Source organism: Pseudomonas sp. CBS (assembly GCF_024734645.1).
In the GTDB taxonomy this organism is placed as follows: Bacteria; Pseudomonadota; Gammaproteobacteria; order Pseudomonadales; family Pseudomonadaceae; genus Aquipseudomonas.
In genome coordinates, this window is the sequence record NZ_CP102929.1 from 6,341,387 (window position 1) to 6,363,066 (window position 21,680).

Here is a 21,680-nt window from a genome sequence, read left to right on the forward strand (position 1 = left end):
TTCTTTACCTGCCGTCCGCCCGTGGGTTCAGCAAGCTGACAGTTGGCACCTGTTAAAAAGTCTTATAGCCAAGCAGGAGCGCGGCTGGAACAAGGGGGCATTTTTTTGGTGTAAACGCTGGGCGGTGACGCCCGAGGATTCTGTATGTTGTTACGTTATGCGGCATTGGCGGCTCTGGTCGTCGCGGCTTCCGGGTGTGTAGAGGAGCGGGTCGTGCATGATCGACGACCGGTGCAGCGTGAATATGTAGAAGTCGTCGCGCCGCAACCGCCGCCGGTGCAGGTCATTGAGGTCGAGCCCGAAGGGCGGCCAGGTTATGTGTGGTCGCGTGGCTACTGGCGCTGGGAAGGTGGGCGCTATGTGGCGGTGCATGGTCACTGGGAGCCGGAGCGCCCGGGCTATCGCTATGTGCATCCGCACTGGGTACAGCGCAATGACGGCTATCACTGGCAAGGCGGCGGTTGGGTTCGCTGACCGATTCCAATGGCTTAAATCGGCTTCTTCGTACCCAGAAGCCGAACTTCCCTGAGCAGCGCCGCGCCCAACTGGCCGGTGCCAAGCTCCTTGTAACCTACCGCTTTAACATCGCCATTCTCTTCCGCCTGGATGAGGATCACTGGTGTCTCCTTGCCGGTGCCCTCGTCGACATGCATGGCGTACTGCGGGATATCCAGCTTGATCGGCGTGCCTGCCGCCTTGCCCTTTACATTGATCAGAAACGCCGCACAACCGGTGTCCACATCCTGGCTGGTAGCGGATCGGCCGCTGACGAAGCAGGTGTCGGGCAGGTCGGGCCAGGTGATGGCTTCGGCGAGGGCGAGGGAGGGCATCAGCGTCAGGAAAAGTAGCGGAAGTTTGCGCACTATGGTTCTTCCAGATTTGGGTCAGTCGTCATGCATATGACGTGGATAAGCCAAAGGTTACGCGAACCGTGAAAGAGAGTTCCAGCCAGCCAGGAGGATTTTGATGCCTGCTTGGCGCAGGCGTGTGTCATCTGATCAATGCTGATCGGTTTGTCGAGGCAACGAATCAGACCTTTCAGCGCTTGAACGCTGACTGTTGTGGGTTGAGGCTCAGGTTTGTTGTTCATTGACCAGGTGCCTTGGGCAAACTTTTGGATGCGCTGAGTAGCGCCAGGCGGTAAAAGATAGCCCAACCGCTTTCTTCCCGGCATCGAATACTGCTGCTCAAAGAGATACAACATATGACCGACCGCCACCTCATCATCCCCGCCTCCATGCACCCCATCGTCGAACGCGCCGGCTACGTCCCGGCCGTAAAAGTCGGCAAGACCCTGTACTGCGCAGGTCAGGTCGGCCGCACGGAAAACCTGGAAGTCATCACCGATCCCGAGGCGCAGTTCATCGCCGCCTGGGAGAGCCTGCGGCTGGTATTGGAGGAGGGCGGGTGTACCTTCGAAGACGTGGTCGACATGACCACCTACCACGTGAACCTGAGCGAACACATGGCGGTTTTCCGTGAAGTGAAAAACCGCCTGTTCCCGCGAGGGTTGTGCGCCTGGACGGTCATTGGTGTATCAGAACTGGCCAATCCAGGCTTGCTGCTGGAGATCAAGTGCGTAGCGGTTCAGCGCTGACTCACTGCACCACGCGGTAGCACGGTACATACGCCGCACCGCCCGGCAGTTTCATCCGGTGCTGTTCCACAAACGCCTTCAGCAACTCGTCCAGCGGCTTCATGATCGCCGGGTCGCCATGAATCTCATACGGCCCGTTCTGCTCGATCAGGCGGATGCCCTTGTCCTTGACGTTGCCCGCCACGATCCCGGAGAACGCCCGGCGCAGGTTGGCCGCCAGTTCGTGGGGCGGCAGGGCGTGGCTCAGTTGCAGGCTGGCCATGTTGGCGTGGGTGGGGTCGAACGGGCGCTGGAAGCCTTCGTCGATCTTCAGCAGCCAGTTGAAGTGGAACGCGTCGTTGCGCTCGCGGCGGAACTGTTTGACCGCTTTCAAGCCGACGGTCATCTGCCGTGCCACTTCAGCCGGGTCGTCGATGATGATCTGGTAGTGGGCCTGTGCCGCTTCGCCGAGGGTTGCGCCGACAAACGCGTGCAGTTGTTGCAGGTACGGCGCGGCGTGTTTCGGCCCGGTGAGGATCACCGGGAACGGCACGTCGCGGTTGTCCGGGTGCATCAGGATGCCCAGCAGGTACAGGAACTCTTCGGCAGTGCCGGCGCCGCCCGGGAAGATGATGATGCCGTGGCCGACGCGCACGAAGGCTTCCAGGCGCTTTTCGATGTCCGGCAAAATCACCAGCTCATTCACGATCGGGTTCGGCGCCTCGGCGGCAATGATCCCAGGCTCGGTCAGGCCCAGGTAGCGCCCGCCGGTAATGCGTTGCTTGGCGTGGGAAATGGTTGCGCCCTTCATCGGGCCTTTCATCACGCCGGGGCCGCAGCCGGTGCACACGTCGAGGCTGCGCAGGCCCAGCTCGTGGCCGACCTTCTTGGTGTATTTGTATTCTTCGGTATTGATCGAGTGCCCGCCCCAGCACACCACGATCTTCGGCTCGACGCCCGGGCGCAGGGTACGGGCGTTGCGCAGCAGGTGGAACACGTAGTCGGTGATGCCCTGGGAGCTGCTCAGGTCGATGCGTTGGCTGTCCAGTTCGTTTTCGGTGTAGACGATGTCGCGCAGGGCGCTGAACAGCATTTCCCGGGTGCTGGCGATCATTTCGCCATCGACGAAAGCGTCGGCCGGAGCGTTCAGCAGTTCCAGGCGCACGCCGCGGTCCTGCTGGTGAATACGGACTTCGAAGTCTTTATAGGCGTCGAGGATGGTCTTGGCGTTGTCGATGTGCGCGCCGGTGTTGAGGATGGCCAGGGCGCATTGACGGAAGAGGGTATAGATGCTGCCGGTACCGGCTTCGCTCAGTTGCTGGACTTCACGTTGCGACAGCGTTTCAAGGCTGCCTTTAGGGCTTACGGAGGCATTGATGACTTGTCTTTGGGGCATTCTGATTCCCTGAAAGCACGGCCACCGGACCTTGTATGGCCAGTGGCTTGAGGATAGTGCGCGCCGTGTTCGGTCGCATTGGACTGGCATTTTCCCCGGCACTGGAGCCGAGCGCAAACACCGTCGCGCACCATCATGCCGCAGAAGTTACTGAATCAGCTTCCAGTTTTTGTAGAAAAACCGCCGCAAGGTAAAGACGGCTCCGGCAAAAGCCGCGATCAGGCCGTTTAGCAAGGACGGCATCAGGGTTGGCCGCACGATATCGATGAACAGGCAGTAGCGCTTGGCGTCGTTCTTGTTGAAGGAAGCGTGCATCAGCGTGTCGTCGAAGATAAACAGCGGGTCATCGTGCCAGTAGTGTTTGTGCTTGCCGACCTGGATGTACACGCCGTCGTGATGGGGCGCCGGTGCCATGTTGTAGAGCACGCGGAACATCATGCGCAGCGGGCCGAAGTGAAACGAGGTGGAACGGTTTTCGTTGAACACCGACACGCCGATGGTTTTCACGTAGGGCAGTTTTTCCCGCAGTTGCGGGATATCCAGGGTGGTCTCGATCGGACGGCCGTACCATTGGAAAAACAGCATGCCGCGTTTTTTCTCGGCCATGCGCTCATCCAGGTACTGGATGATCTCGTCCTTGTTGGCCATGGCGTCGTCGATCACCTTTTGCAGGTCTTCGCGCCAGGCCGGCGGCAGGTCGTTCATTTTATAAACGTGACGATTACGCTGGCTCAACAAATCGAACAGCGTGTTGAACGGTGCCAGCAGCCAGGTATTGCGCCCGTTGCCGATGAAATACTTCTTGATGGTCTCACCGTCGTACAGGCCATTGCGCAGGAAGTCATACAGCCCACAGAACACCACCAGCAGCAGAAAAACCAGAGTGGTCTTCGGGAAGCAATAAATGAACAGCAATACGCCAAGGACCCAAGCGGCGGATACCAGGCGTTTGCGGATGACGCTCTTACTCATGAAACCGGGCTCCATCGGGCGGTTTTCGATTGCTTCAAAACCGTCCGCGATTGACTGGCAGGCCAGGCAAAGGAATCAGTCAACCCGTGGGGCATCATGCCCAGGCTGAAACATATCGAAATAATATGGTCATGATAGGGTGTTATCGCCCTCACGTGGCGTTTTAAATGCTGGAAATTTGTGAAGTCGCTGCACAGATTTTTACCGTTGTTCCCCTAAAATACCTCGGCGGATGGCCAGGTCGGCGGTGTTGCGGATAGCATTTTGTGAACAGAAGATTTGCGACTATCGTGACGCTTCGGTTTTCCGGGCGTCATAGACCGGTACGATTGACGCTGTAATGGCCACCATTGGCCTTCGGCACCTTGGAAGAGGCAGAAATTTTATGATCATCAAACCGCGGGTTCGTGGCTTTATCTGTGTGACCGCTCACCCGGTTGGCTGTGAAGCGAATGTCAAAGAGCAGATCGACTACGTGACCGAACACGGTGCCATTGAAGGCGGCCCGAAAAAGGTGCTGGTCCTCGGGGCTTCCACCGGCTACGGCCTGGCCGCGCGCATCAGCGCCGCTTTTGGCTGCGGCGCCGACACCCTGGGCGTGTTTTTTGAGAAAGAAGGCGAAGAAGGCAAGCTCAGCTCTGCCGGCTGGTACAACAGCGCCGCCTTCGAGAAGTTTGCGCTGGAAAAAGGCCTGTACGCCAAGAGCATCAATGGCGATGCGTTCTCCGACGAGATCAAGCGCCTGACCATCGAAACCATCAAGAAAGACCTGGGCAAGATCGACCTGGTGGTCTACAGCCTGGCCGCGCCACGCCGTACCGACCCGCAAGGCGTGGTGCACAACTCCACCCTGAAACCGATCGGCAAGGCTGTGACCCTGCGGGGCATCAACACCGACAAGGGCATCGTGGTCGACACCACCCTTGAGCCGGCTACCCAGGAAGAAATCGACGGCACCGTGAAGGTCATGGGCGGTGAAGACTGGCAGCTGTGGATCGACGCCCTGCGTGACGCCGACGTGCTGGCCGAAGGCGCCAAGACCACCGCGTTCACCTACCTCGGCGAGAAGCTGACCCAGGATATCTACTGGAACGGTTCCATCGGCGAAGCCAAGAAGGACCTCGACAAGAAAGTCCTGACCCTGCGCGAAAACCTGGCTGCACTGAAGGGCGACGCCCGTGTGTCGGTACTCAAGGCCGTGGTGACCCAGGCCAGTTCGGCGATTCCGATCATGCCGCTGTACCTGTCGCTGCTGTTTAAAGTGATGAAAGAGCAGGGCACCCACGAAGGGTGCATCGAGCAGGTCTACGGCCTGTTCAAGGACAGCCTGTATGGCAAAGAGCCCAAGCTCGACGCCGATGGCCGCCTGCGTGCCGACCTCGCGGAACTTGAGCCGAAGGTTCAGGACGCGGTAGCGGCCCTGTGGAATCAGGTCTCCGATGACAACGTCAACGAGATCAGCGATTTTGCCGGCTACAAGGCGGAATTCCTGCGCCTGTTCGGTTTCGAGATCGACGGCGTGGACTACGACGCTGACGTGAATCCGACCGTGAAGATCAAGGGCCTGGTTCAGGCTTAAGCGCTTCGGGTAATGAAAAAGCGGCCTCCAGGGGCCGCTTTTTTGTGCGCGTCATGCCAGACTGCGGCCGTTATCACACCCACGCTAACGGAGGATCTTCATGACGATTCGTGCAGTCGTTTTTGATTTCGGCGGTGTCCTGTTCGACTGGAACCCGCACCATCTCTACCGCCAGCTGATTGCCGACGACCATGAGCGCCAGCAGTTCCTGGACACGGTCTGCACCCAGGCCTGGAACACCGAGCAGGACGCCGGGCGCAGCCTGGCCGAGGCGACCCGCACGCTGATTGCCGAGCATCCGCAGCACGAACCCTTGATCCAGGCGTATTACGACCGCTGGCACGAGATGCTGCGGGGCGCATTGCCGGAGGGTGTGGCGATCCTCGAAGCCTTGCATGAGGCGAAGATGCCGCTGTTCGGCCTCACCAACTGGTCCGCCGAAACCTTTCCCTATGCCCGGGCCAACTACCCGTTCCTGCGGTATTTTCGCGACATCGTGGTGTCCGGCGAAATCAAACTGATCAAGCCCGATCCCGCGATCTACCACGCCAGCCTGGCTCAGGTGCGTGCCCATCTGCCGGATATCCAGCCGGGTGAAGTGGTGTTTATTGACGACGTAGCCGGCAATATCGAGGCGGCCACTGCGCTTGGTTGGCAGGGAATTCACCACGTATCTGCCGCGCAGACACGTGAGCGCTTGATCGAACTGGGGGTGAGCCTCTAGCGCGCCCACTTCTCCATGACGAAATCCACAAACGCACGCAGCTTGGGCAGGCGATAGCGGTCCTGGGCGTAGAGCAAGTGCATTGGCCGGCTGGGCAGTTGGTAGTCCGTCAGTAATGCCACCAGTTTCCCGGCCCGCAGGTCGGGCTCGACCAGGGCGTCAGGCAACATCACGATGCCCATGCCTTCCAGGGCAGCCTGGCGCAAGGCCTGCGAACTGTTGATGGTCAATGAGCCGGAAACCGGAATTTCCACTTCGCCCTCTGCACCGCGCATTCGCCACAACTTGTCGGCGTCGCGCCAATCGTCGGTCGCCGGGTAAGCGAACGCCAGGCAGTCATGGTGCTGCAGATCATCGGGGCGTTGAGGTGTGCCACGGCGCGCCAGGTACTCCGCAGAGGCGCAGAGGGTGATGGTGTAATCCTGCATGGGGCGCGCAATCAGGCTTGGAGCGTCCAGGTCGCCCAAGCGGATGGCCACGTCAAAGCCGCTGTCGACCATGTCCATCCGCTGATTGCTCAGCACCACGTACAGCTTGATCTGTGGATAGCGCTGGGAAAACTCGCTGAGTGCGGGTGCCAGGCGCTCGGTGCCAAAAGCCGGTGGTGCGGTGATCCGCAGCAGGCCCTTGGGCACATCGCTATTGGCTTGTTCGGCCATCTGCTCGGAGTCGGCCACCAGGCCCAGCACCTCCAGGCAACGCTGGTAATAAATCCCGCCAAACTCGGTCAGGCTTTGCTTGCGCGTGGTGCGCTTGAGCAGGCTGACGCCCAGGCGTTGTTCCAGCGCGCGCAGGTGATTGCCGACCATGGTGGTGGACATGCCGCACGCCTGCGCCGCCGCCGTCATGCTGCCGGCTTCCACCACTTTCACGTACACCGTCATCGCCTGGAACAGATCCATTATCAAGCCCTGATTTAAAGTGATCGCAGTGTTGCGCAGTTTATCCAGCTCGGGTGGCTAACGATACTAGCGCCATCACTACGATGCACTGGAGCCTGATGCCATGACCGCCGCCTGCCTGATGACCACTTATCAACCGTTGCCCCTGAGCTTTACCCGTGGCCTTGGCACGCGCCTGTGGGACCAGCAGGGTCGCGAATACCTGGACGCCGTGGCGGGTGTGGCGGTGACCAACGTCGGTCACTCCCACCCGCGCCTGGTGACGGCCATCAGTGAACAGGCGGGTTTGCTCCTGCACACCTCCAACCTCTACAGCATCGACTGGCAGCAGCGGCTGGCCCAACGACTGACCCAACTTTCCGGGCTGGACCAGGCGTTCTTCAACAACTCCGGTGCCGAAGCCAACGAGACGGCACTGAAGCTGGCCCGGCTGCATGGTTGGAAAAAGGGCATCGAACAGCCGCTGGTGGTGGTGATGGAGAATGCCTTTCACGGGCGCACCCTGGGCACCATGTCCGCCAGTGACGGGCCTTCCGTGCGGCTCGGGTTTCAACAGTTGCCGGGGGATTTTATCAAGGTCGGCTTTGGAGACTTGAAAGCGCTGGAAGCCGTGACCCAGAAGTTTGGTGCGCGAATTGTCGCGGTGCTACTGGAGCCGATCCAGGGTGAAAGCGGTGTGCAGGTCGCGCCGCCGGGTTATCTGAAAGCCTTGCGCGAGCACTGCACCCGGCAGGGCTGGTTGTTGATGCTTGATGAGATCCAGACGGGGATTGGCCGCACGGGTCGCTGGTTTGCTTTCCAGCATGAAGGCATCGTGCCCGACGTGATGACCCTGGCCAAAGGCCTGGGCAACGGCGTGCCGATTGGCGCGTGCCTGGCCCGTGCCTCCGTTGCCCAGTTGTTCACCCCCGGCAGCCACGGCAGCACCTTTGGCGGCAACCCGCTGGCCTGTCGCGTGGGTTGTACAGTGCTGGAAATCATCGAAGAACAAGGCCTGCTGGACAACGCGGCGCAACAGGGCGATCGGCTGCTGGCGCGCCTGCGGGTGGAATTGAGTGAGCATCCCCAGGTACTGGCGATTCGCGGGCAAGGGCTGATGATCGGCATCGAACTGGCAACGCCTCACCGCGACCTAGCCCAGCGCGCGGCACATGAGCATGGCCTGCTGATCAACGTCACGCGGGGCAAGATCATCCGCCTGCTGCCGCCGCTGACCCTCGATGCCAAGGAAGTAGAGATGATAGTGCGCGCACTTTCCCGGCTCCTGGACTAGATATCCCCATCCCCCGTAGCAGCTGTCGAGCCCCAGCGAGGCTGCGTGGGCCACGCCTCGGCCTCGGATCAACCTCGAAGACGGTGGTGCTGCCGACGCAGCCTCGCTAAAGCTCGACAGCTGCTACGCGAATCAGGGGAGTAGAAGGATCGTGCGAGTGCTTTCCCGGCTCCTGGACTAGATCTCCCCATCCCCCCCGTAGCAGCTGTCGAGCCCCAGCGAGGCTGCGTGGGCCCCACCTCGGTCTCGGATCAAACTCGATGACGGGGGTGCTGCCGACGCAGCCTCGCTAAAGCTCGACAGCTGCTACGCGAATCAGGGGAGTAGAGAGATTGTGCGCGCACTTTCCCGGCTCCTGGACTAGATCTCCCCATCCCCCCCCGTAGCAGCTGTCGAGCCCCAGCGAGGCTGCGTGGGCCCCACCTCGGTCTCGGATCAAACTCGATGACGGGGGTGCTGCCGACGCAGCCTCGCTAAAGCTCGACAGCTGCTACGCGAATCAGGGGAGTAGAGAGATTGTGCGCGCACTTTCCCGGCTCCTGGACTAGATCTCCCCATCCCCCGTAGCAGCTGTCGAGCCCCAGCGAGGCTGCGTCGGCCCCACCTCGGTCTCGGATCAAACTCGAAGACGGTGGTGCTGCCGACGCAGCCTCGCTAAAGCTCGACAGCTGCTACGGGGCCGTTCAGCCATTCCTGGTTGAGGGTCTCGGTGTCCCCCAGGTAATCCAGCAACCACGCCATGGCCGGCGACAGTTTGTTCTGCGCCCACGCCACGCACGACGGGCTGGCGGGGAAGGGCCGGGACAGTTGCAGGGCGCTCAGTTCGCCGCGGTCGATCCATGGCTGCACCAGGTGCGCCGGTGCCATGCCGACGCACAGGCCGTCCCGCAGGCAATCAATCGCCGAAGCCCAGTGCGGCACCACCAACCGGCGCTGGTTATCCAGGGTCCAGGTGTCGCGTTTGGGCAGGTTGCGTGAGGTGTCGGTCATGCACAGGGAGGCGAAGGGCCGTAGCTGGTCATCGCTGAGCAGGCCTTCTACGGACGCCAGCGGATGCCGGCTGCTGACCACGCACAGCCAGTTCAGCAGGCCCATGTCACGAAACGTGAAATGACTGGCCACCGGCACCGCGCTGGTGGCGCCGATCACGATGTCGGTGCGGTCGTCGGCCAGGGCATCCCACACGCCGTTGTACACCTCGTATTCCATCAGCAATTCCACCTCCGGGAACTGGCGATAGAAATCCAGCACCAGTTGCCGGCAGCGCTGCTGTTTGACGATGGAGTCCACCGCGACTTTCAACTGACCGCTCCAGCCATTGGCCACTTGCTGGCACAGTCGACGGGTGCCGAGCATTTTTTTCATCACGCCACGAGCTTCGTCGACGAACAATTTTCCGGCGGGTGTCAGCTCTACATCCCGATGACGTCGGACAAACAGCGGCACCGCCAGCCACTCTTCGATTTGCCGCACCGTGTAGCTGATGGCCGACGGCACGCGGTGCAGTTCCTGGGCGGCGGCGCTGAAGCTGCCGTGGCGGGCCACCGCATCCACCACATCCAGGGAATATTCAGACCACATGGGATTTGCCTTCAAAAATATTGATAAGAGTGTTCAATTATTATCGCTTCACAGGGAAATGCTCAGCTTCATAATAGGCGCCAGTCAGCAAATAGTTTGATGGCAGTTCATACAAGGCTTTAATGAAAAATTCTTTTGGATTCACCTGGTACCTGGCGGGGCTGAGCATGCTCGGCTATCTGGCCATGGATATGTATTTGCCGGCGTTTGGCGCCATGGGCGAGCAACTGCAGATTTCCCCCGGCGCGGTGGGCGCAAGCCTGAGTATTTTCCTCGCCGGCTTTGCCGTCGGGCAGTTGCTGTGGGGGCCGCTGTCCGATCGGCTCGGGCGCAAGCCGGTCCTGCTCACCGGTCTTTCCCTGTTTGTGCTCGGTTGCCTGGGCATGTTCTGGGTCGAGACCGCACCGCAGCTGTTGGCCTTGCGTTTTGTCCAGGCGATTGGCGTGTGTTCCGCCGCTGTCAGTTGGCAGGCGCTGGTGATCGACCGCTACCCGGCGGACAAGGCGCATCGGGTGTTCGCCGGCATCATGCCGCTGATGTCACTGTCGCCGGCCCTCGCGCCATTGCTGGGAGCGCTGATGTTGAATCACTGGGGCTGGCAGGCGATCTTCGGTGTGTTGTTGGTGGTCTCGCTGCTCCTGCTGCTGCCTACGTTGTTTCTCCGGCCGCTGCCGAAACGCCTGACAACTGATGCCGAACCTTCCCGGCTCGGCTATGGGCAACTGCTCAAGTCGCGGGTGTTCACCGGCAACGTGATGATCTTCGCCGCGTGCTCGGCCAGCTTCTTCGCCTGGCTCACCGCCTCGCCGTTCATCCTCGGCGGCATGGGCTACAGCCCCAATGACATCGGCTTGAGCTACGTGCTGCCGACGCTGTCGTTCCTGATTGGTGGCTACAGTTGCCGCAGCGCGTTGCAGCGGTTCCAGGGCAAGACCTTGTTGCCGTGGCTGCTGCTGGCGTACTGCGTCAGCATGGTCGCGTTGTACCTGGTCGCGACCTTGACGGTGCCGACGCTCGCCACCTTGCTGATTCCGTTCTGCCTGATGGCGCTGGTCAATGGCGCCAGCTACCCGATCGTGGTGGCGAATGCGCTGATGCCGTTTGCAGAAAATTCCGGCAAAGCGGCCGCCTTGCAGAACACCTTGCAGTTGGGCCTGTGCTTTCTCGGGAGCCTGATTGTGTCGTCGATGATCGACCAGCCGCTGTTGATCACCGCGATCGTGATGCTGGCGACCGCGCCATTGGCCGTGTTGGGCTACTGGCTGGCGCGGCCGAAGGTTGACGATGCGGATGTCGACCTGGTGCGCGCCCGCTAGAACGTCACTTCCATGTTCACCGTCGGCGTTGATGTGCGGCTGCCCCGGCCGCCGTCCACGCCGAACTTGTTATGCCAATACTCGTAACCCACCCCCAGGTACAGGTTCGGCTTGACGCTTTTTCCCGGCCGCACCGCCACCATCAGCGCGGTGCGCATCAGGGTTTCCGGCGCCGTATCGCGACCATGGAAGTCCTCGCCCTTTTCCCCGACGTGATTGATAAACCCCTGGAACTTCGCCCCGTGGTTGCCGATCTCGAAAGGCCGCATCCAGGTCAGGTTGAGCATGTAGGTATCGTCGAAGGTATGGTCGGGTTCTTTCGCACCGGGGATGCCGGAATGGTTCCTTTCCTTGTAGTACATCAGGCTCAGGTCCAGCACGCCGACGGCGTTGAATTTCAAGGTCGGGCCAATCACCAGCGCACGTTTTTTCGCCGAGGCCAGGTTGTTGTTACGGTTGGCATCAAAGCCGAAGGTCAGCGCGTAATCCTTGATCACCCCGGTGCCGAGCGGTACATCGAATACCCGTGAGGCGTACAGCTGGTGCCGGTACACGGCATACACTTCGCTGCCACCGTGGTCGGTGCCCTTGCGCGGGTCGCGGCTGTCGGACAGGAACACATCGAGGTTCAGGTAGTTGCTGCCGTATTGGTAGCCGCTGGCGTGGGTGAAACTGTAGATGCGCTTGCTGAATTCATCCGGGTTGTTCGGATTAGTGAACTGTTGCCCGTAGCGAAATCCTACGCTGTTGTTCATCCATTCCAGCGCGACAGCCTCCCCGCCGCCGAACAGGGTGAGTAATACGGTTGCGCCGTGCAGTGCCTTTTTCATTGTTTTAATTCCTTTGGCGTTTTGGCTCATGGCGACCGCGCAAGGGTCGCCGCGCGCAGTATCGGCACATCCATTGTGGGTTCCAAAGAACAGAATCTCGCCTGGGCCGATGCCGAAACGGCAGCACTGAAGCTGGCCTGAGAGTCAGGAAATACGTGGCGCCGAGGGCGTTTCCTGATGTTCGCGCAAGCTGATTTCTTCACCGAGCAGATGGGCCATGGCTTGCACCGCCATCGGCAAGTCCCGGTCTTTGCGGGCGTATAAGCCGAGGTCGCTGAAGATCCCGCCCTGGTCGCTGAGTGGGATGTGCAAGAGTTCGCCGCGGGCCAAATCAGCCTCCACGCCGATGCGCGTCTGGAACGCGATGCCCAGTTGCTGGCGCGCCAGTTGCCGGGCCAGTTCCATGGAGTTGCTTTGCAGCAGAGGCTTGTTCGCCGCCGCCGCACGCTTGTGCAGCGGCGCGATCAGGTGATGAACCGAGAGTTCGCTCTTGGCCTGGATCACCCCGTGCTCGCAACAACGTGCATAACTCACGCTGGCCTCGCCAGCCAATGGATGCCCCGGCGCCATCAGCGCACCCAGGCGGAAATGGCCGACACACACTTGGATGGTTTCGCTGCTGCGCGGTAAGGCAAAGGCCAGCCCCAGGTCAGCCTGGCCGTTGACCACCGCGCCGTGAATCGACTGCGAACCTTGCACCGTGACGCCAACGGTCACTTTCGGATAGCGCTCACGCATGCGCTTGAGGGCGGCGGGCAGCAGTTCCACGGTGGCGCCTTCCACCGTGGCGATTTCCACATGGCCGGTCTGCACGCCGTTCAAGCCATCCAGTTCGCCGCGCACGCGCTCCACATCCTGCAACAGAACACTCACGTGACGGGTCAGGATCTCGCCGGCCGCCGTCAGGCGCAGCCCGCCGGGCAGGCGCTCGAACAGCGCCGCGCCCACTTCGTCTTCCAGCTTGAGGATCTGCCGATTCACCGCCGAAGACGCCACATTCAGGCGGCGTGCGGCTTCGCGGATCGAGTGGCAACGGCGAACCATGTCGAAGTAGTAAATCGCCGGGGCGTGAATGCGCAGCTTGCGGTTGAGCATTTTTTTCAAGTCCTTGTGCGCAGCACTTCGAGCCACGGGGCAGGGCGGCTGAATGGATTTTTGTAACGCCGTTGATGGTCTCTTTGTGAAACTGATTGTATACAACTCTATGGACATCCAATCTTTCTATTGCATACAGTGAGTGCACAACAAAAACAGAGAACCCCTCACCATGACTATCCCGAAGGCGTCACCACAGCGGCCAGAAGACGAGAATCTCGGCGTCGCGGCCAACATGGCTTACGGCCTGCAGCATGTGCTCACCATGTACGGCGGCATCGTGGCCGTACCGTTGATCGTCGGCCAGGCGGCCGGGTTGTCCCCGGCCGATATCGGCCTGCTGATCGCCGCCTCGCTGTTTGCCGGAGGCCTGGCAACGCTGTTGCAAACCCTGGGTTTGCCGTTCTTCGGCTGCCAGTTGCCGCTGGTGCAAGGCGTGTCCTTTGCCGGGGTGGCGACCATGGTGGCGATCGTCGGCAGCGACGGTGCGGGCGGTATCCCGGCGATACTCGGGGCGGTGATGGCCGCGTCCTTGATCGGCTTGCTGATCACCCCGGTGTTCTCGCGAATAACCAAATTCTTCCCGCCGCTGGTCACCGGGATTGTGATCACCACCATCGGCCTGACCCTGATGCCCGTCGCCGCCCGCTGGGCCATGGGTGGCAACAGCCGCGCGGCGGATTTCGGCAGCATGCCGAACATCGGCCTGGCGGCGCTGACCCTGGTGCTGGTGTTGCTGCTGAGCAAGATCGGCAGCGCGACCATCTCGCGGCTGTCGATCCTGCTGGCGATGGTGATCGGTACGGTGATTGCGGTGTTCCTCGGCATGGCTGACTTTTCCAGCGTGACCCAAGGCCCGATGTTCGGCTTTCCCACGCCATTCCATTTCGGCATGCCAACCTTCCATCTGGCGGCGATCATTTCCATGTGCATCGTGGTCATGGTGACCCTGGTGGAAACCTCGGCGGACATTCTCGCGGTGGGTGAAATCATCGACACCAAGGTCGACTCCAAGCGCCTCGGCAATGGCCTGCGCGCGGATATGCTGTCGAGCATGTTTGCGCCGATCTTCGGCTCGTTTACCCAAAGTGCCTTTGCCCAGAACGTCGGGCTCGTGGCGGTGACCGGGGTCAAGAGCCGTTACGTGGTCGCCACCGGCGGGATATTCCTGGTGATCCTCGGCCTGCTGCCGTTTATGGGCCGGGTGATTGCGGCGGTACCGACTTCAGTGCTGGGCGGGGCCGGGATTGTGCTGTTCGGCACCGTGGCTGCCAGTGGTATTCGGACCTTGTCCAAGGTGGATTACCGCAACAACATGAATCTGATCATCGTCGCCACTTCCATCGGTTTTGGCATGATCCCGATTGCGGCACCGAGCTTCTACGATCACTTCCCGAGCTGGTTCGCGACCATTTTCCATTCGGGGATCAGCTCGTCGGCGATCATGGCGATCCTGTTGAACCTGGCGTTCAATCACTTCACTGCGGGCAACTCGGACCAGCAGTCGGTGTTTGTCGCCGGGACTGAGCGCAGCCTGTGCTTCCAGGATGTGGCGGCGTTGCGGGACGGGGATTACTTCAGCGGCGGCAAGTTGTTTGATGCTGAGGGCAAGGAGATTCCGTTGCTGGCAGACGTGCCGAAGAAAGCGGTGGTGCAGGGCAGGGCGCAGACCAGCGAGGTGTAACAGCCACAAAGAGTCCAATGTGGGAGCGGGCTTGCTCGCGAAGGCGGTGTGTCAGTCGCTAAATATGCTGACTGATCCACCGCCTTCGCGAGCAAGCCCGCTCCCACATTTTGATCTCAGCCAGTCTTGAGCGTTCTGTGGGGCACAGAGCACGCCTCATCCAGAAACTGCACCACCGTCCCCATGCACGCCTGCCGCTCTTCAACATGCGGCATGTGGCTGGAGTCTTCGAACAGTGCCCAGCGCACGTCGGCAATCTCATCCAGGAACGGCTTGACCACCAGCGGTGTGGCCTCGTCATGCCGACCGGAGATCACCAGGGTCGGCACATTGACCTTCGACAGCCGGCCGATCACGTTCCAGTCTTTCAAGCTGCCAATCACATGGAATTCTGTCGGGCCGCTCATGGCGTGGTACACCGTCGGGTCCGAATCCACCTGGGCGAAGGTGCGGGCGACTTCTTCCGGCCATGGATTGACCCGGCACACGTGCTGGTCATAGAAAATCCGCGAAGCCGCCAGGTACTCAGGGTCTTGATAGGTGCCGGCCTGTTCGTGCTTGAGCAGGGTCTCGTGCACGCCTTCTGGCAGCAGCTTGCGCAGGCGGTTGGCCTCGGCGACCCAGGTCCGCATGCAGGTTGGCGAGTTGGCCGGGATAAACGCGCGCAGGCCCTTGGGTTGCAGGATGGCGTGTTCGCTGCCGAGCATGCCGCCCCAGGATTGCCCCAGGATCGCGTAGTTGTTGCTGATCTGCAGGTGGTCCAGCAGGTTGTCCAGTTCCTCCAGGAACAGGCCGACGGTCCAGAATGAAGGGTCTTTGTCGGGCAGGTGCGTGGAGCGGCCATTGCCCAGTTGGTCGTAGTGAATGACCGCGTGGCCACTGGCAGCCACGTCCTTGTAGGCGTCGACATAATCATGGGTGCAGCCCGGGCCGCCATGGAGGATAACCAGTGGCGTTAGGCCGCTGTCCAGGTCGCCGGTGACCCGATACCAGGTCTGGTAGTCGCGAAAAGCCGCATAGCCTTCGCGGATGGTGTCGATGAATTCCATTTCGTGCCCTGCCCTGAGAAAAAGTGATCAGGCACACGATAGTCGGCACAGAAAGTTTAAGTAACTAGCAAAACAGCTAGGTTTTGCCTTCGGATCAGTCTTCCAGCAACCGGTAATGGGTGGCGCGCACGACCGCTTGTACCCGGTTCTTGGCCCCCAGCTTATGCATGGCCGACGCCAGGTGCAGGGTGACAACGGCCAGGGAGCGGCTCAATTGCGTGGCGATTTCGGCGGCGGTCAGGCCGTCGGCGGCCCATTTCAGGCATTCGCGCTCACGCTTGGTCAGGCGAATGTGGGGGTACGAGCGCAGTTCCTTGCTGAACAGCGGGTAGGCCGCTTCCTGCAATGCATGGGTAATCAGGTTGAAATCCGACAGGGTCTGGCGAGCATCCTCCAGCACCGTGCTGGCCTTGCCGGTGCGCAGGCCGGTCAGTGAGGCGAAGCCGCCACGGGGCAAATGGATCGGCACGCTGACGCCGCAGGTCATCTGCCGGTCGTGCAGGTAGCTGGAAACGGGGGCGTGGCAAGGGTCGATGATCTTTTGCAGCGCGGTGTCGGCCTTGGCCTCGTAGGACCAGACAAAGGGTGAAACCGTCGACAGCGCGAGGTGTTGCACTGGATCGATCTGATAAAAACCGGAGCTGCACCACAAGCTGTACCAGTCGGGTGGCGTATTGCGCAGTTGCAGCACAGACGGGGTGATCAGTGCACCATTATGGTCAATGGGCACGGGGGTGTAGTCGTAGACCAGCGCATCAAAACCCAGGTCCTGGGCCAATACGAGGGTGTTGTCCATCTGTTCATCCAGGCTCCTGCCGGGGATGAGACGGTCATTAAAGGCAGTTAACCTGGCCAGCATCCGTTCTGCTCCCGAATTCGTTTGAATCTCGTCTTGCTGCAAGTAGAATGCCACGCCCCGGCGAAGGACTGCCAGACCAAACCTATAAGAATTACCAGGTTATGGACGCGCGGCATCCTCGGTAGTGTTGGCCTTTAAACGGCCACTATCCCCAGGGCCGACACACAACAAGGAATGTATGCATGTGGCGTGAAATTGCCCCCGACCAGCAGTACAACGTGCAAGTCGATGGCCACAACCTCGTGGCCTACAGCTTTGGCGAAGGCGATGAAGTGTTGCTGTGCCTCAATGGCGGCCCGGGGCTGCCTTGCGACTACTTGCGCGACGCCCATGGCTGGCTCAAGGACAACGGCCTGCGAGTGGTTGCATTCGACCAGCTTGGCACCGGCGCATCAGCCAGACCGACCGATGTTTCGCTGTGGGAAATCAGCCGTTATGTCGAAGAAGTCGAGACCGTGCGCCAGGCCCTCGGCCTGGGTCGCGTGCACCTGCTGGGACATTCCTGGGGCGGATGGCTGGGCATCGAATACGCCATTCACTACCCTGACGCGCTGAAAAGCCTGATCCTGGAAAACACCGTCGGCGACATTCCACATCTGTCCCTTGAGCTGGAACGCCTGCGCGGCGCCCTCGGTAGCGAGACCGTGGCGATGATGCAACGCCATGAAGCCATGGGCACCCTCGACCATCCGCAGTACCAGGCCGCCATCACCTTGCTCAATTACCGCCACGTCTGCCGCCTGGACGAGTGGCCGGCGCCGGTCCAGCGCTCCCTCGGCGACTGGAACATGGGGCCCTACGAAACCATGCAGGGCCCCAACGAATTCCTCTACATCGGCAACCTCAAGGACTGGAACCGCATCCCCGAGATGGCCGAGTTCAAGATGCCGATACTGATCACCACCGGCCAGCACGACGAGCTGACCCCGGCCTGCGCCATGCGTATGAAAAGCGCGGCCAGGCACGCTGAATTGCACGTGTTCCCCAACAGCAGCCATATGCCGTTTTACGAAGAGCCCCAGGCTTACTTCCCGGTGCTGCTGGACTTCCTTGCTCGTCACCGAGGCTGACGGATGAACCTGGCGCGTTACCGTTTTGTGCTGTCCCGGCCGCTGCAATTGCTGCCGGTGCTGTTTGGCATCAGCCTGATCACCTTTGTGCTGGTGCGCTCGATTCCCGGCGACCCGGCGCGGGCGCTGCTGGGTTCGCGCAGCACCCCGGACGCCTTGCTGAAGATCCGCGCCCAGTACGGCCTCGACCAGCCACTGTGGCTGCAATATTTCTACTTCCTGAAAAACCTGCTCAAGGGCGACCTCGGCCAGTCCCTGCTGTACAAGGTCGACGCGCTGAAACTGATCGTCACCCGTATCGAGCCGACCCTGTTCCTGGTACTCGGCAGCGTGCTGCTGGCGCTGTTGATCGCCGTGCCGATGGCCACCGTGGCCGCACGTAATAAAGGCGGCTGGGCGGATAATCTGATCCGGCTGTTCACCACGGTCGGCCTGGGCATGCCGGCGTTCTGGCTGGGCTTGATGCTGATCCTGTTGCTCAGCGTGCAATGGGGCCTGTTCCCGGTCTCCGGTTATGGGCGTACCTGGCTGGACAAGGCACACCACATGGTTCTGCCGTGCCTGACCATCGCCCTGGCGCTGTCGGCGGTGCTGGTGCGCAATCTGCGGGCGAGCATGCTGATGGAGTTGCAGGCCGATCACGTGACTGCCGCCCGGGCGCGCGGTTTGTCGGAGGCGGCGGTGTTTCGTCGCCATGTGCTGCCCAATTCCCTGGTGCCGGCGGTCAACCTGCTGGCGGTGAACATTGGCTGGCTGATCAGCGGTACGGTGGTGATCGAAAGCCTGTTCGCGATTCCCGGTATCGGCCAGTTGCTGGTGCGCGGGATTTTCACCCGCGACTACATGGTGGTGCAGGGCGTGGCGATGGTGCTGGCCTGTGCCACCGTGCTGGTCAACTTTGTCGCCGATGTGGTGACGGTCGCGCTGGACCCGCGAGTGAAGATGCAATGAGCAGTCGCCCCTTGATTGCCCCGTGGCGCTTGCGCCTGCGCTTTGGTTTTCGCAATGGCCGGCTGACGGCGGCCTGGGGACTGTTGATTCTGCTGACATGGCTGGCGCTGGCGCTGTTCGCCCCGTGGGTCGCACCGTTCGATCCAATTGCGCAAAACACCGACATCAGTTTGCTGGGCCCCAGCCTCGCCCATCCATTTGGCACGGACAACTACGGTCGAGACATTCTTTCGAGGGTGATCTGGGGCGCGCGCATCGACCTGCAACTGGCGGTGGTCGGCGTGATCTTTCCCTTCCTGATCGGCACCTTTGTGGGTGCGGTGTCCGGTTATATCGGCGGGCGTTTTGACAGCTTCTGCATGCGGGTGATCGACGTCATCCTCGCCTTTCCGTTCCTGGTGCTGATGCTGGCGATCATGGCCATTCTCGGCCCGGGCTTGAAAAGCTTCTATATCGCCATGGCGCTGGTGGGCTGGGTGTCCTACGCGCGGCTGATCCGCTCACAGATCCTGGTGCTCAAGGAGAGCGACTTCGCCCTGGCCGCCAAAAGCCTGGGCTTTGGCCATGGGCGCATTCTGTTTCGACATTTGTTGCCTAACGCGATGTTCGGCTCGATTGTGTTCTCGATGTCTGACGCGGTACTGGTGCTGCTCAACGGTGCAGCCGTCAGCTACCTCGGCCTGGGCGTACAGCCGCCGACCGCCGAGTGGGGCACCATGGTTGCCGAAGGCCAGGCGTTTATCACCACCGCCTGGTGGATTTGCACCTTCCCGGGACTGGCCATCGTGACATTGGCCATGGGTTTCAGCCTGTTGGCCGATGGCGTGGCGCAAGTGCTGGGGGATCGCTCATGAGTCTTCTGCAAGTGCAGGACCTGAGTGTGATCGCCAACAACACCGGGCGCGATGTGACCCTGGTGGACCGGGTGTCCTTCGACTTGGCCGAAGGTGAAATTCTCGGTCTGGTGGGCGAAAGCGGTTCGGGCAAGACCATGGCCTGTCGCGGGCTGATGCGTTTGCTGCCGTCCCCGAGCCTGCGGGTGCAGGGCGGTTCGGTACGCCTGGCGGGCCAGGACCTTCTGACACTGGATGACGCGGGCATGCGTGCGGTTCGTGGCGGGCAATTGGGGATGATTTTCCAGAACCCCAGCAGCCACCTCGACCCGCTGATGCGCATTGGCGAGCAGATCGCCGAGGGCATCCGCCTGCACCAGGGCGCGTCGAAAAAAGACGCGCGCTTGCAGGCTATCGAGGTGCTGCGCCAGGTTGGTATTCCCGATCCCCAGGCGCGTATCGACAACTATCCTCACGAGTTTTCCGGCGGCATGCGCCAGCGGGCGATGATCGCCGTGGCCCTGGGCTGCAATCCAAAAGTGCTGATCGCCGACGAGCCGACCACTGCCCTCGACGTGACCGTACAGGCCCAGATTCTGCGCCTGCTGCTGGACCTGCGGGACCAGCGCGGCCTGTCGATCATCATGATCACTCACGACCTGGGCGTGGTGGCGCAAACCTGTGACTCCATCGCCGTGATGTACGCCGGCCGCTTGTGTGAGCACGGCAGCAAATACGAGCTGCTGGCGCACCCGCAACACCCGTACACCGCCGGCCTGATCGAATGCCAGCCCGCCACCAGCAGTGGGCACGCCTTGTTGCGCACCATCGCCGGGCAGCCGCCGCTGCTCGATGCCTTGCCCAAGGGCTGTCGGTTCAACCCGCGTTGCCCGCAAGTCGGGAGCTTGTGCACCGAGCTGTTGCCGGAAGGTGTGCGGGTTGCCTGCCACTACCCCTTGGGAGTTCGCCCATGACGTTATTACAGGTGAATGACCTTGAAGTGCGTTTTGCCGCCGCCGGCGGTGGCCTGTTTGGCCTGAATAAGCAGTGGGTGAGAGCGGTCAACGGCGTGTCCTTGACCCTGGCTGCAGGCGAAACCCTTGGGTTGGTGGGCGAGTCCGGCAGCGGTAAAAGCACCCTGGGGCGAGCGATCTTGCACCTCAACCCCATCAGCGCCGGGCAGGTGGTGTTCGACGGTATCGACATGGCCCACGCCGGGCCTGTCGACATCGCGCGTTTGCGGCACGAGACGGCGATGATCTTCCAGGATCCCTACGCGGCCCTGAACCCGCGTCTGACGGTCGGCGAAACCATCGCCGAAGTCCTGCGGGTGCAGCGCAAGGTGGCGCCAGAAAACATTCCACGCCGGGTCGACGAATTACTCGACCTCGTAGGCCTGCGCCCCGAACTCGCCAGCCGCAAGCCCGGCTCTCTCAGCGGCGGCCAGTGCCAGCGCGTCGGCATCGCCCGGGCGCTGGCAGTGGAGCCACGGCTGATCATCGCCGACGAATGCGTGGCCGCCCTGGATGTGTCGATTCAGGGCCAGATCATCAACCTGCTGCTGGAGCTGCAACAGCGCATGAACCTCGCGATCCTGTTTATCGCCCATGACCTGGCCATCGTCCGCCGCCTGTGCGACCGGGTGGCGGTGATGTACCTGGGGAAAATCGTTGAGGAAGGTCCGGTGGAGGCGGTGTTCACCACGCCGCGCCATCCCTACACAGCAGCGTTGATCCAGGCGATCCCGGAGATTGATCCGTACCGCCCGTTGCCCAGCGAACCGTTGCCGGGCGAGCCGCCGAGCCCGCTGAAGCTGCCTGATGGTTGCGCCTTTCACCCGCGTTGCCGACATGCACGAGCCGTGTGTGCCGAGGTATTGCCGCCGACGCACGTTGTGCAAACGCATCGGTACAGTTGCGTGCTTGAAGAACCTTTGCTTTGAACCCTTCCTGCCGATCATGAACAACCGCCGTTATAGACAAGGAGTTAT

General features: G+C 61.3%; 22 protein-coding genes. 12 read left to right on the top strand and 10 right to left on the bottom strand.

Annotation, left to right across the window (positions count from 1 at the left end; translation table 11 throughout):
• Positions 1–144: 144 nt before the first annotated feature.
• Positions 145–474 (top strand): YXWGXW repeat-containing protein, encoded by a 330-nt coding sequence (locus tag NVB75_RS28900; protein ID WP_219272469.1) that lies wholly within the window; start codon positions 145–147, stop codon positions 472–474.
• A gap of 14 nt (positions 475–488) precedes the next feature.
• Here NVB75_RS28900 and NVB75_RS28905 read toward each other — a convergent pair whose 3' ends face one another.
• The gene (locus tag NVB75_RS28905) at positions 489–830 is read right to left on the bottom strand and encodes a hypothetical protein (RefSeq protein ID WP_063034030.1); all 342 of its coding nucleotides are present in this window, start codon (positions 828–830) and stop codon (positions 489–491) included.
• Positions 831–862: 32 nt separating this feature from the next.
• Positions 863–1,204 (bottom strand): hypothetical protein, encoded by a 342-nt coding sequence (locus tag NVB75_RS28910; protein ID WP_258344454.1) that lies wholly within the window; start codon positions 1,202–1,204, stop codon positions 863–865.
• Here NVB75_RS28910 and NVB75_RS28915 point away from each other — a divergent pair, their 5' ends adjacent.
• A complete protein-coding gene (locus tag NVB75_RS28915; protein ID WP_258344456.1) occupies positions 1,205–1,597 on the top strand; it encodes a RidA family protein in 393 nt (130 codons plus the stop codon).
• Position 1,598: 1 nt separating this feature from the next.
• Here NVB75_RS28915 and ppnN read toward each other — a convergent pair whose 3' ends face one another.
• Positions 1,599–2,972, bottom strand: coding sequence for a nucleotide 5'-monophosphate nucleosidase PpnN (gene ppnN, locus NVB75_RS28920; protein ID WP_003218868.1), 1,374 nt, complete (start codon positions 2,970–2,972; stop codon positions 1,599–1,601).
• 147 nt (positions 2,973–3,119) lie between these two features.
• Complete coding sequence (locus NVB75_RS28925; protein WP_258344457.1) at positions 3,120–3,944, bottom strand: aspartyl/asparaginyl beta-hydroxylase domain-containing protein; 825 nt, start codon at positions 3,942–3,944, stop codon at positions 3,120–3,122.
• Between the two features lie 385 nt (positions 3,945–4,329).
• Between NVB75_RS28925 and fabV the strand changes: the two genes are divergently transcribed.
• Complete coding sequence (fabV, locus tag NVB75_RS28930; protein WP_258344459.1) at positions 4,330–5,523, top strand: enoyl-ACP reductase FabV; 1,194 nt, start codon at positions 4,330–4,332, stop codon at positions 5,521–5,523.
• A 100-nt stretch (positions 5,524–5,623) separates the two neighbouring features.
• The gene (locus tag NVB75_RS28935) at positions 5,624–6,247 is read left to right on the top strand and encodes an HAD family phosphatase (RefSeq protein WP_258344460.1); all 624 of its coding nucleotides are present in this window, start codon (positions 5,624–5,626) and stop codon (positions 6,245–6,247) included.
• Here NVB75_RS28935 and NVB75_RS28940 read toward each other — a convergent pair.
• Complete coding sequence (locus NVB75_RS28940; RefSeq protein WP_258344462.1) at positions 6,244–7,149, bottom strand: LysR family transcriptional regulator; 906 nt, start codon at positions 7,147–7,149, stop codon at positions 6,244–6,246. The two genes, NVB75_RS28935 and NVB75_RS28940, sit on opposite strands and share 4 nt — an antisense overlap.
• Before the next feature lie 103 nt (positions 7,150–7,252).
• On the opposite strand from NVB75_RS28940, the gene NVB75_RS28945 reads away from it, so the two are divergent.
• Positions 7,253–8,422 carry an aspartate aminotransferase family protein gene (locus NVB75_RS28945; protein ID WP_258344464.1) on the top strand — a complete coding sequence of 390 codons (1,170 nt, stop codon included), beginning with the start codon at positions 7,253–7,255 and terminating at the stop codon, positions 8,420–8,422.
• Between the two features lie 654 nt (positions 8,423–9,076).
• Here NVB75_RS28945 and punR read toward each other — a convergent pair.
• On the bottom strand, positions 9,077–10,003 hold the full coding sequence (punR, locus tag NVB75_RS28950; RefSeq protein WP_258344465.1) for a DNA-binding transcriptional activator PunR: 927 nt from the start codon (positions 10,001–10,003) through the stop codon (positions 9,077–9,079).
• Between the two features lie 122 nt (positions 10,004–10,125).
• On the opposite strand from punR, the gene punC reads away from it, so the two are divergent.
• A complete protein-coding gene (gene punC / locus NVB75_RS28955) occupies positions 10,126–11,319 on the top strand; it encodes a purine nucleoside transporter PunC (protein ID WP_258344466.1) in 1,194 nt (397 codons plus the stop codon).
• Here punC and NVB75_RS28960 read toward each other — a convergent pair.
• Together NVB75_RS28960 and NVB75_RS28965 are read right to left on the bottom strand one after the other, a co-directional pair.
• Complete coding sequence (locus tag NVB75_RS28960; protein ID WP_258344467.1) at positions 11,316–12,149, bottom strand: nucleoside-binding protein; 834 nt, start codon at positions 12,147–12,149, stop codon at positions 11,316–11,318. The genes punC and NVB75_RS28960 overlap by 4 nt on opposite strands.
• Before the next feature lie 144 nt (positions 12,150–12,293).
• Entirely contained in the window at positions 12,294–13,244 is a 951-nt protein-coding gene (locus tag NVB75_RS28965) for a LysR family transcriptional regulator (RefSeq protein WP_258344468.1), read from the bottom strand.
• A 172-nt stretch (positions 13,245–13,416) separates the two neighbouring features.
• On the opposite strand from NVB75_RS28965, the gene NVB75_RS28970 reads away from it, so the two are divergent.
• Positions 13,417–14,928, top strand: coding sequence for a nucleobase:cation symporter-2 family protein (locus tag NVB75_RS28970; protein WP_258344469.1), 1,512 nt, complete (start codon positions 13,417–13,419; stop codon positions 14,926–14,928).
• Positions 14,929–15,044: 116 nt separating this feature from the next.
• Here the strand turns inward: NVB75_RS28970 and NVB75_RS28975 are convergent, their stop codons facing one another.
• Entirely contained in the window at positions 15,045–15,977 is a 933-nt protein-coding gene (locus tag NVB75_RS28975; protein WP_063032186.1) for a proline iminopeptidase-family hydrolase, read from the bottom strand.
• Positions 15,978–16,071: 94 nt separating this feature from the next.
• Complete coding sequence (locus NVB75_RS28980; RefSeq protein WP_063032184.1) at positions 16,072–16,836, bottom strand: LuxR family transcriptional regulator; 765 nt, start codon at positions 16,834–16,836, stop codon at positions 16,072–16,074.
• 182 nt (positions 16,837–17,018) lie between these two features.
• Here NVB75_RS28980 and NVB75_RS28985 point away from each other — a divergent pair, with 182 nt between their 5' ends.
• Genes NVB75_RS28985 through NVB75_RS29005 form a run of 5 tightly spaced genes read left to right on the top strand, consistent with a single transcriptional unit; the run spans position 17,019 to position 21,632 of the window.
• Positions 17,019–17,906 carry a proline iminopeptidase-family hydrolase gene (locus NVB75_RS28985; protein WP_017477306.1) on the top strand — a complete coding sequence of 296 codons (888 nt, stop codon included), beginning with the start codon at positions 17,019–17,021 and terminating at the stop codon, positions 17,904–17,906.
• 3 nt (positions 17,907–17,909) lie between these two features.
• Positions 17,910–18,857 carry an ABC transporter permease gene (locus NVB75_RS28990; RefSeq protein ID WP_076017283.1) on the top strand — a complete coding sequence of 316 codons (948 nt, stop codon included), beginning with the start codon at positions 17,910–17,912 and terminating at the stop codon, positions 18,855–18,857.
• Entirely contained in the window at positions 18,854–19,711 is an 858-nt protein-coding gene (locus NVB75_RS28995) for an ABC transporter permease (protein ID WP_258344470.1), read from the top strand. The genes NVB75_RS28990 and NVB75_RS28995 overlap by 4 nt, the downstream gene beginning before the upstream one ends.
• A complete protein-coding gene (locus tag NVB75_RS29000; RefSeq protein ID WP_258344471.1) occupies positions 19,708–20,664 on the top strand; it encodes an ABC transporter ATP-binding protein in 957 nt (318 codons plus the stop codon). The genes NVB75_RS28995 and NVB75_RS29000 overlap by 4 nt, the downstream gene beginning before the upstream one ends.
• Complete coding sequence (locus tag NVB75_RS29005; protein ID WP_258344473.1) at positions 20,661–21,632, top strand: ABC transporter ATP-binding protein; 972 nt, start codon at positions 20,661–20,663, stop codon at positions 21,630–21,632. The genes NVB75_RS29000 and NVB75_RS29005 overlap by 4 nt, the downstream gene beginning before the upstream one ends.
• Positions 21,633–21,680: the final 48 nt, after the last annotated feature.

Coding starts and splice junctions, on each gene's coding strand:
- punC (WP_258344466.1), top strand. CDS start 10,126: ATGAAAAATTCTTTTGGATTCACCTGGTACCTGGCGGGGCTGAGCATG.
- NVB75_RS28970 (WP_258344469.1), top strand. CDS start 13,417: ATGACTATCCCGAAGGCGTCACCACAGCGGCCAGAAGACGAGAATCTC.
- NVB75_RS28995 (WP_258344470.1), top strand. CDS start 18,854: ATGAGCAGTCGCCCCTTGATTGCCCCGTGGCGCTTGCGCCTGCGCTTT.
- NVB75_RS29000 (WP_258344471.1), top strand. CDS start 19,708: ATGAGTCTTCTGCAAGTGCAGGACCTGAGTGTGATCGCCAACAACACC.
- NVB75_RS28925 (WP_258344457.1), bottom strand. CDS start 3,944: ATGAGTAAGAGCGTCATCCGCAAACGCCTGGTATCCGCCGCTTGGGTC.
- punR (WP_258344465.1), bottom strand. CDS start 10,003: ATGTGGTCTGAATATTCCCTGGATGTGGTGGATGCGGTGGCCCGCCAC.
- NVB75_RS28910 (WP_258344454.1), bottom strand. CDS start 1,204: ATGTTGTATCTCTTTGAGCAGCAGTATTCGATGCCGGGAAGAAAGCGG.
- fabV (WP_258344459.1), top strand. CDS start 4,330: ATGATCATCAAACCGCGGGTTCGTGGCTTTATCTGTGTGACCGCTCAC.
- NVB75_RS28985 (WP_017477306.1), top strand. CDS start 17,019: ATGTGGCGTGAAATTGCCCCCGACCAGCAGTACAACGTGCAAGTCGAT.
- NVB75_RS28900 (WP_219272469.1), top strand. CDS start 145: ATGTTGTTACGTTATGCGGCATTGGCGGCTCTGGTCGTCGCGGCTTCC.
- NVB75_RS28990 (WP_076017283.1), top strand. CDS start 17,910: ATGAACCTGGCGCGTTACCGTTTTGTGCTGTCCCGGCCGCTGCAATTG.
- NVB75_RS28915 (WP_258344456.1), top strand. CDS start 1,205: ATGACCGACCGCCACCTCATCATCCCCGCCTCCATGCACCCCATCGTC.
- NVB75_RS28975 (WP_063032186.1), bottom strand. CDS start 15,977: ATGGAATTCATCGACACCATCCGCGAAGGCTATGCGGCTTTTCGCGAC.
- NVB75_RS28940 (WP_258344462.1), bottom strand. CDS start 7,149: ATGGATCTGTTCCAGGCGATGACGGTGTACGTGAAAGTGGTGGAAGCC.
- ppnN (WP_003218868.1), bottom strand. CDS start 2,972: ATGCCCCAAAGACAAGTCATCAATGCCTCCGTAAGCCCTAAAGGCAGC.
- NVB75_RS28980 (WP_063032184.1), bottom strand. CDS start 16,836: ATGCTGGCCAGGTTAACTGCCTTTAATGACCGTCTCATCCCCGGCAGG.
- NVB75_RS28945 (WP_258344464.1), top strand. CDS start 7,253: ATGACCGCCGCCTGCCTGATGACCACTTATCAACCGTTGCCCCTGAGC.
- NVB75_RS28935 (WP_258344460.1), top strand. CDS start 5,624: ATGACGATTCGTGCAGTCGTTTTTGATTTCGGCGGTGTCCTGTTCGAC.
- NVB75_RS29005 (WP_258344473.1), top strand. CDS start 20,661: ATGACGTTATTACAGGTGAATGACCTTGAAGTGCGTTTTGCCGCCGCC.
- NVB75_RS28905 (WP_063034030.1), bottom strand. CDS start 830: ATGCCCTCCCTCGCCCTCGCCGAAGCCATCACCTGGCCCGACCTGCCC.
- NVB75_RS28965 (WP_258344468.1), bottom strand. CDS start 13,244: ATGCTCAACCGCAAGCTGCGCATTCACGCCCCGGCGATTTACTACTTC.
- NVB75_RS28960 (WP_258344467.1), bottom strand. CDS start 12,149: ATGAAAAAGGCACTGCACGGCGCAACCGTATTACTCACCCTGTTCGGC.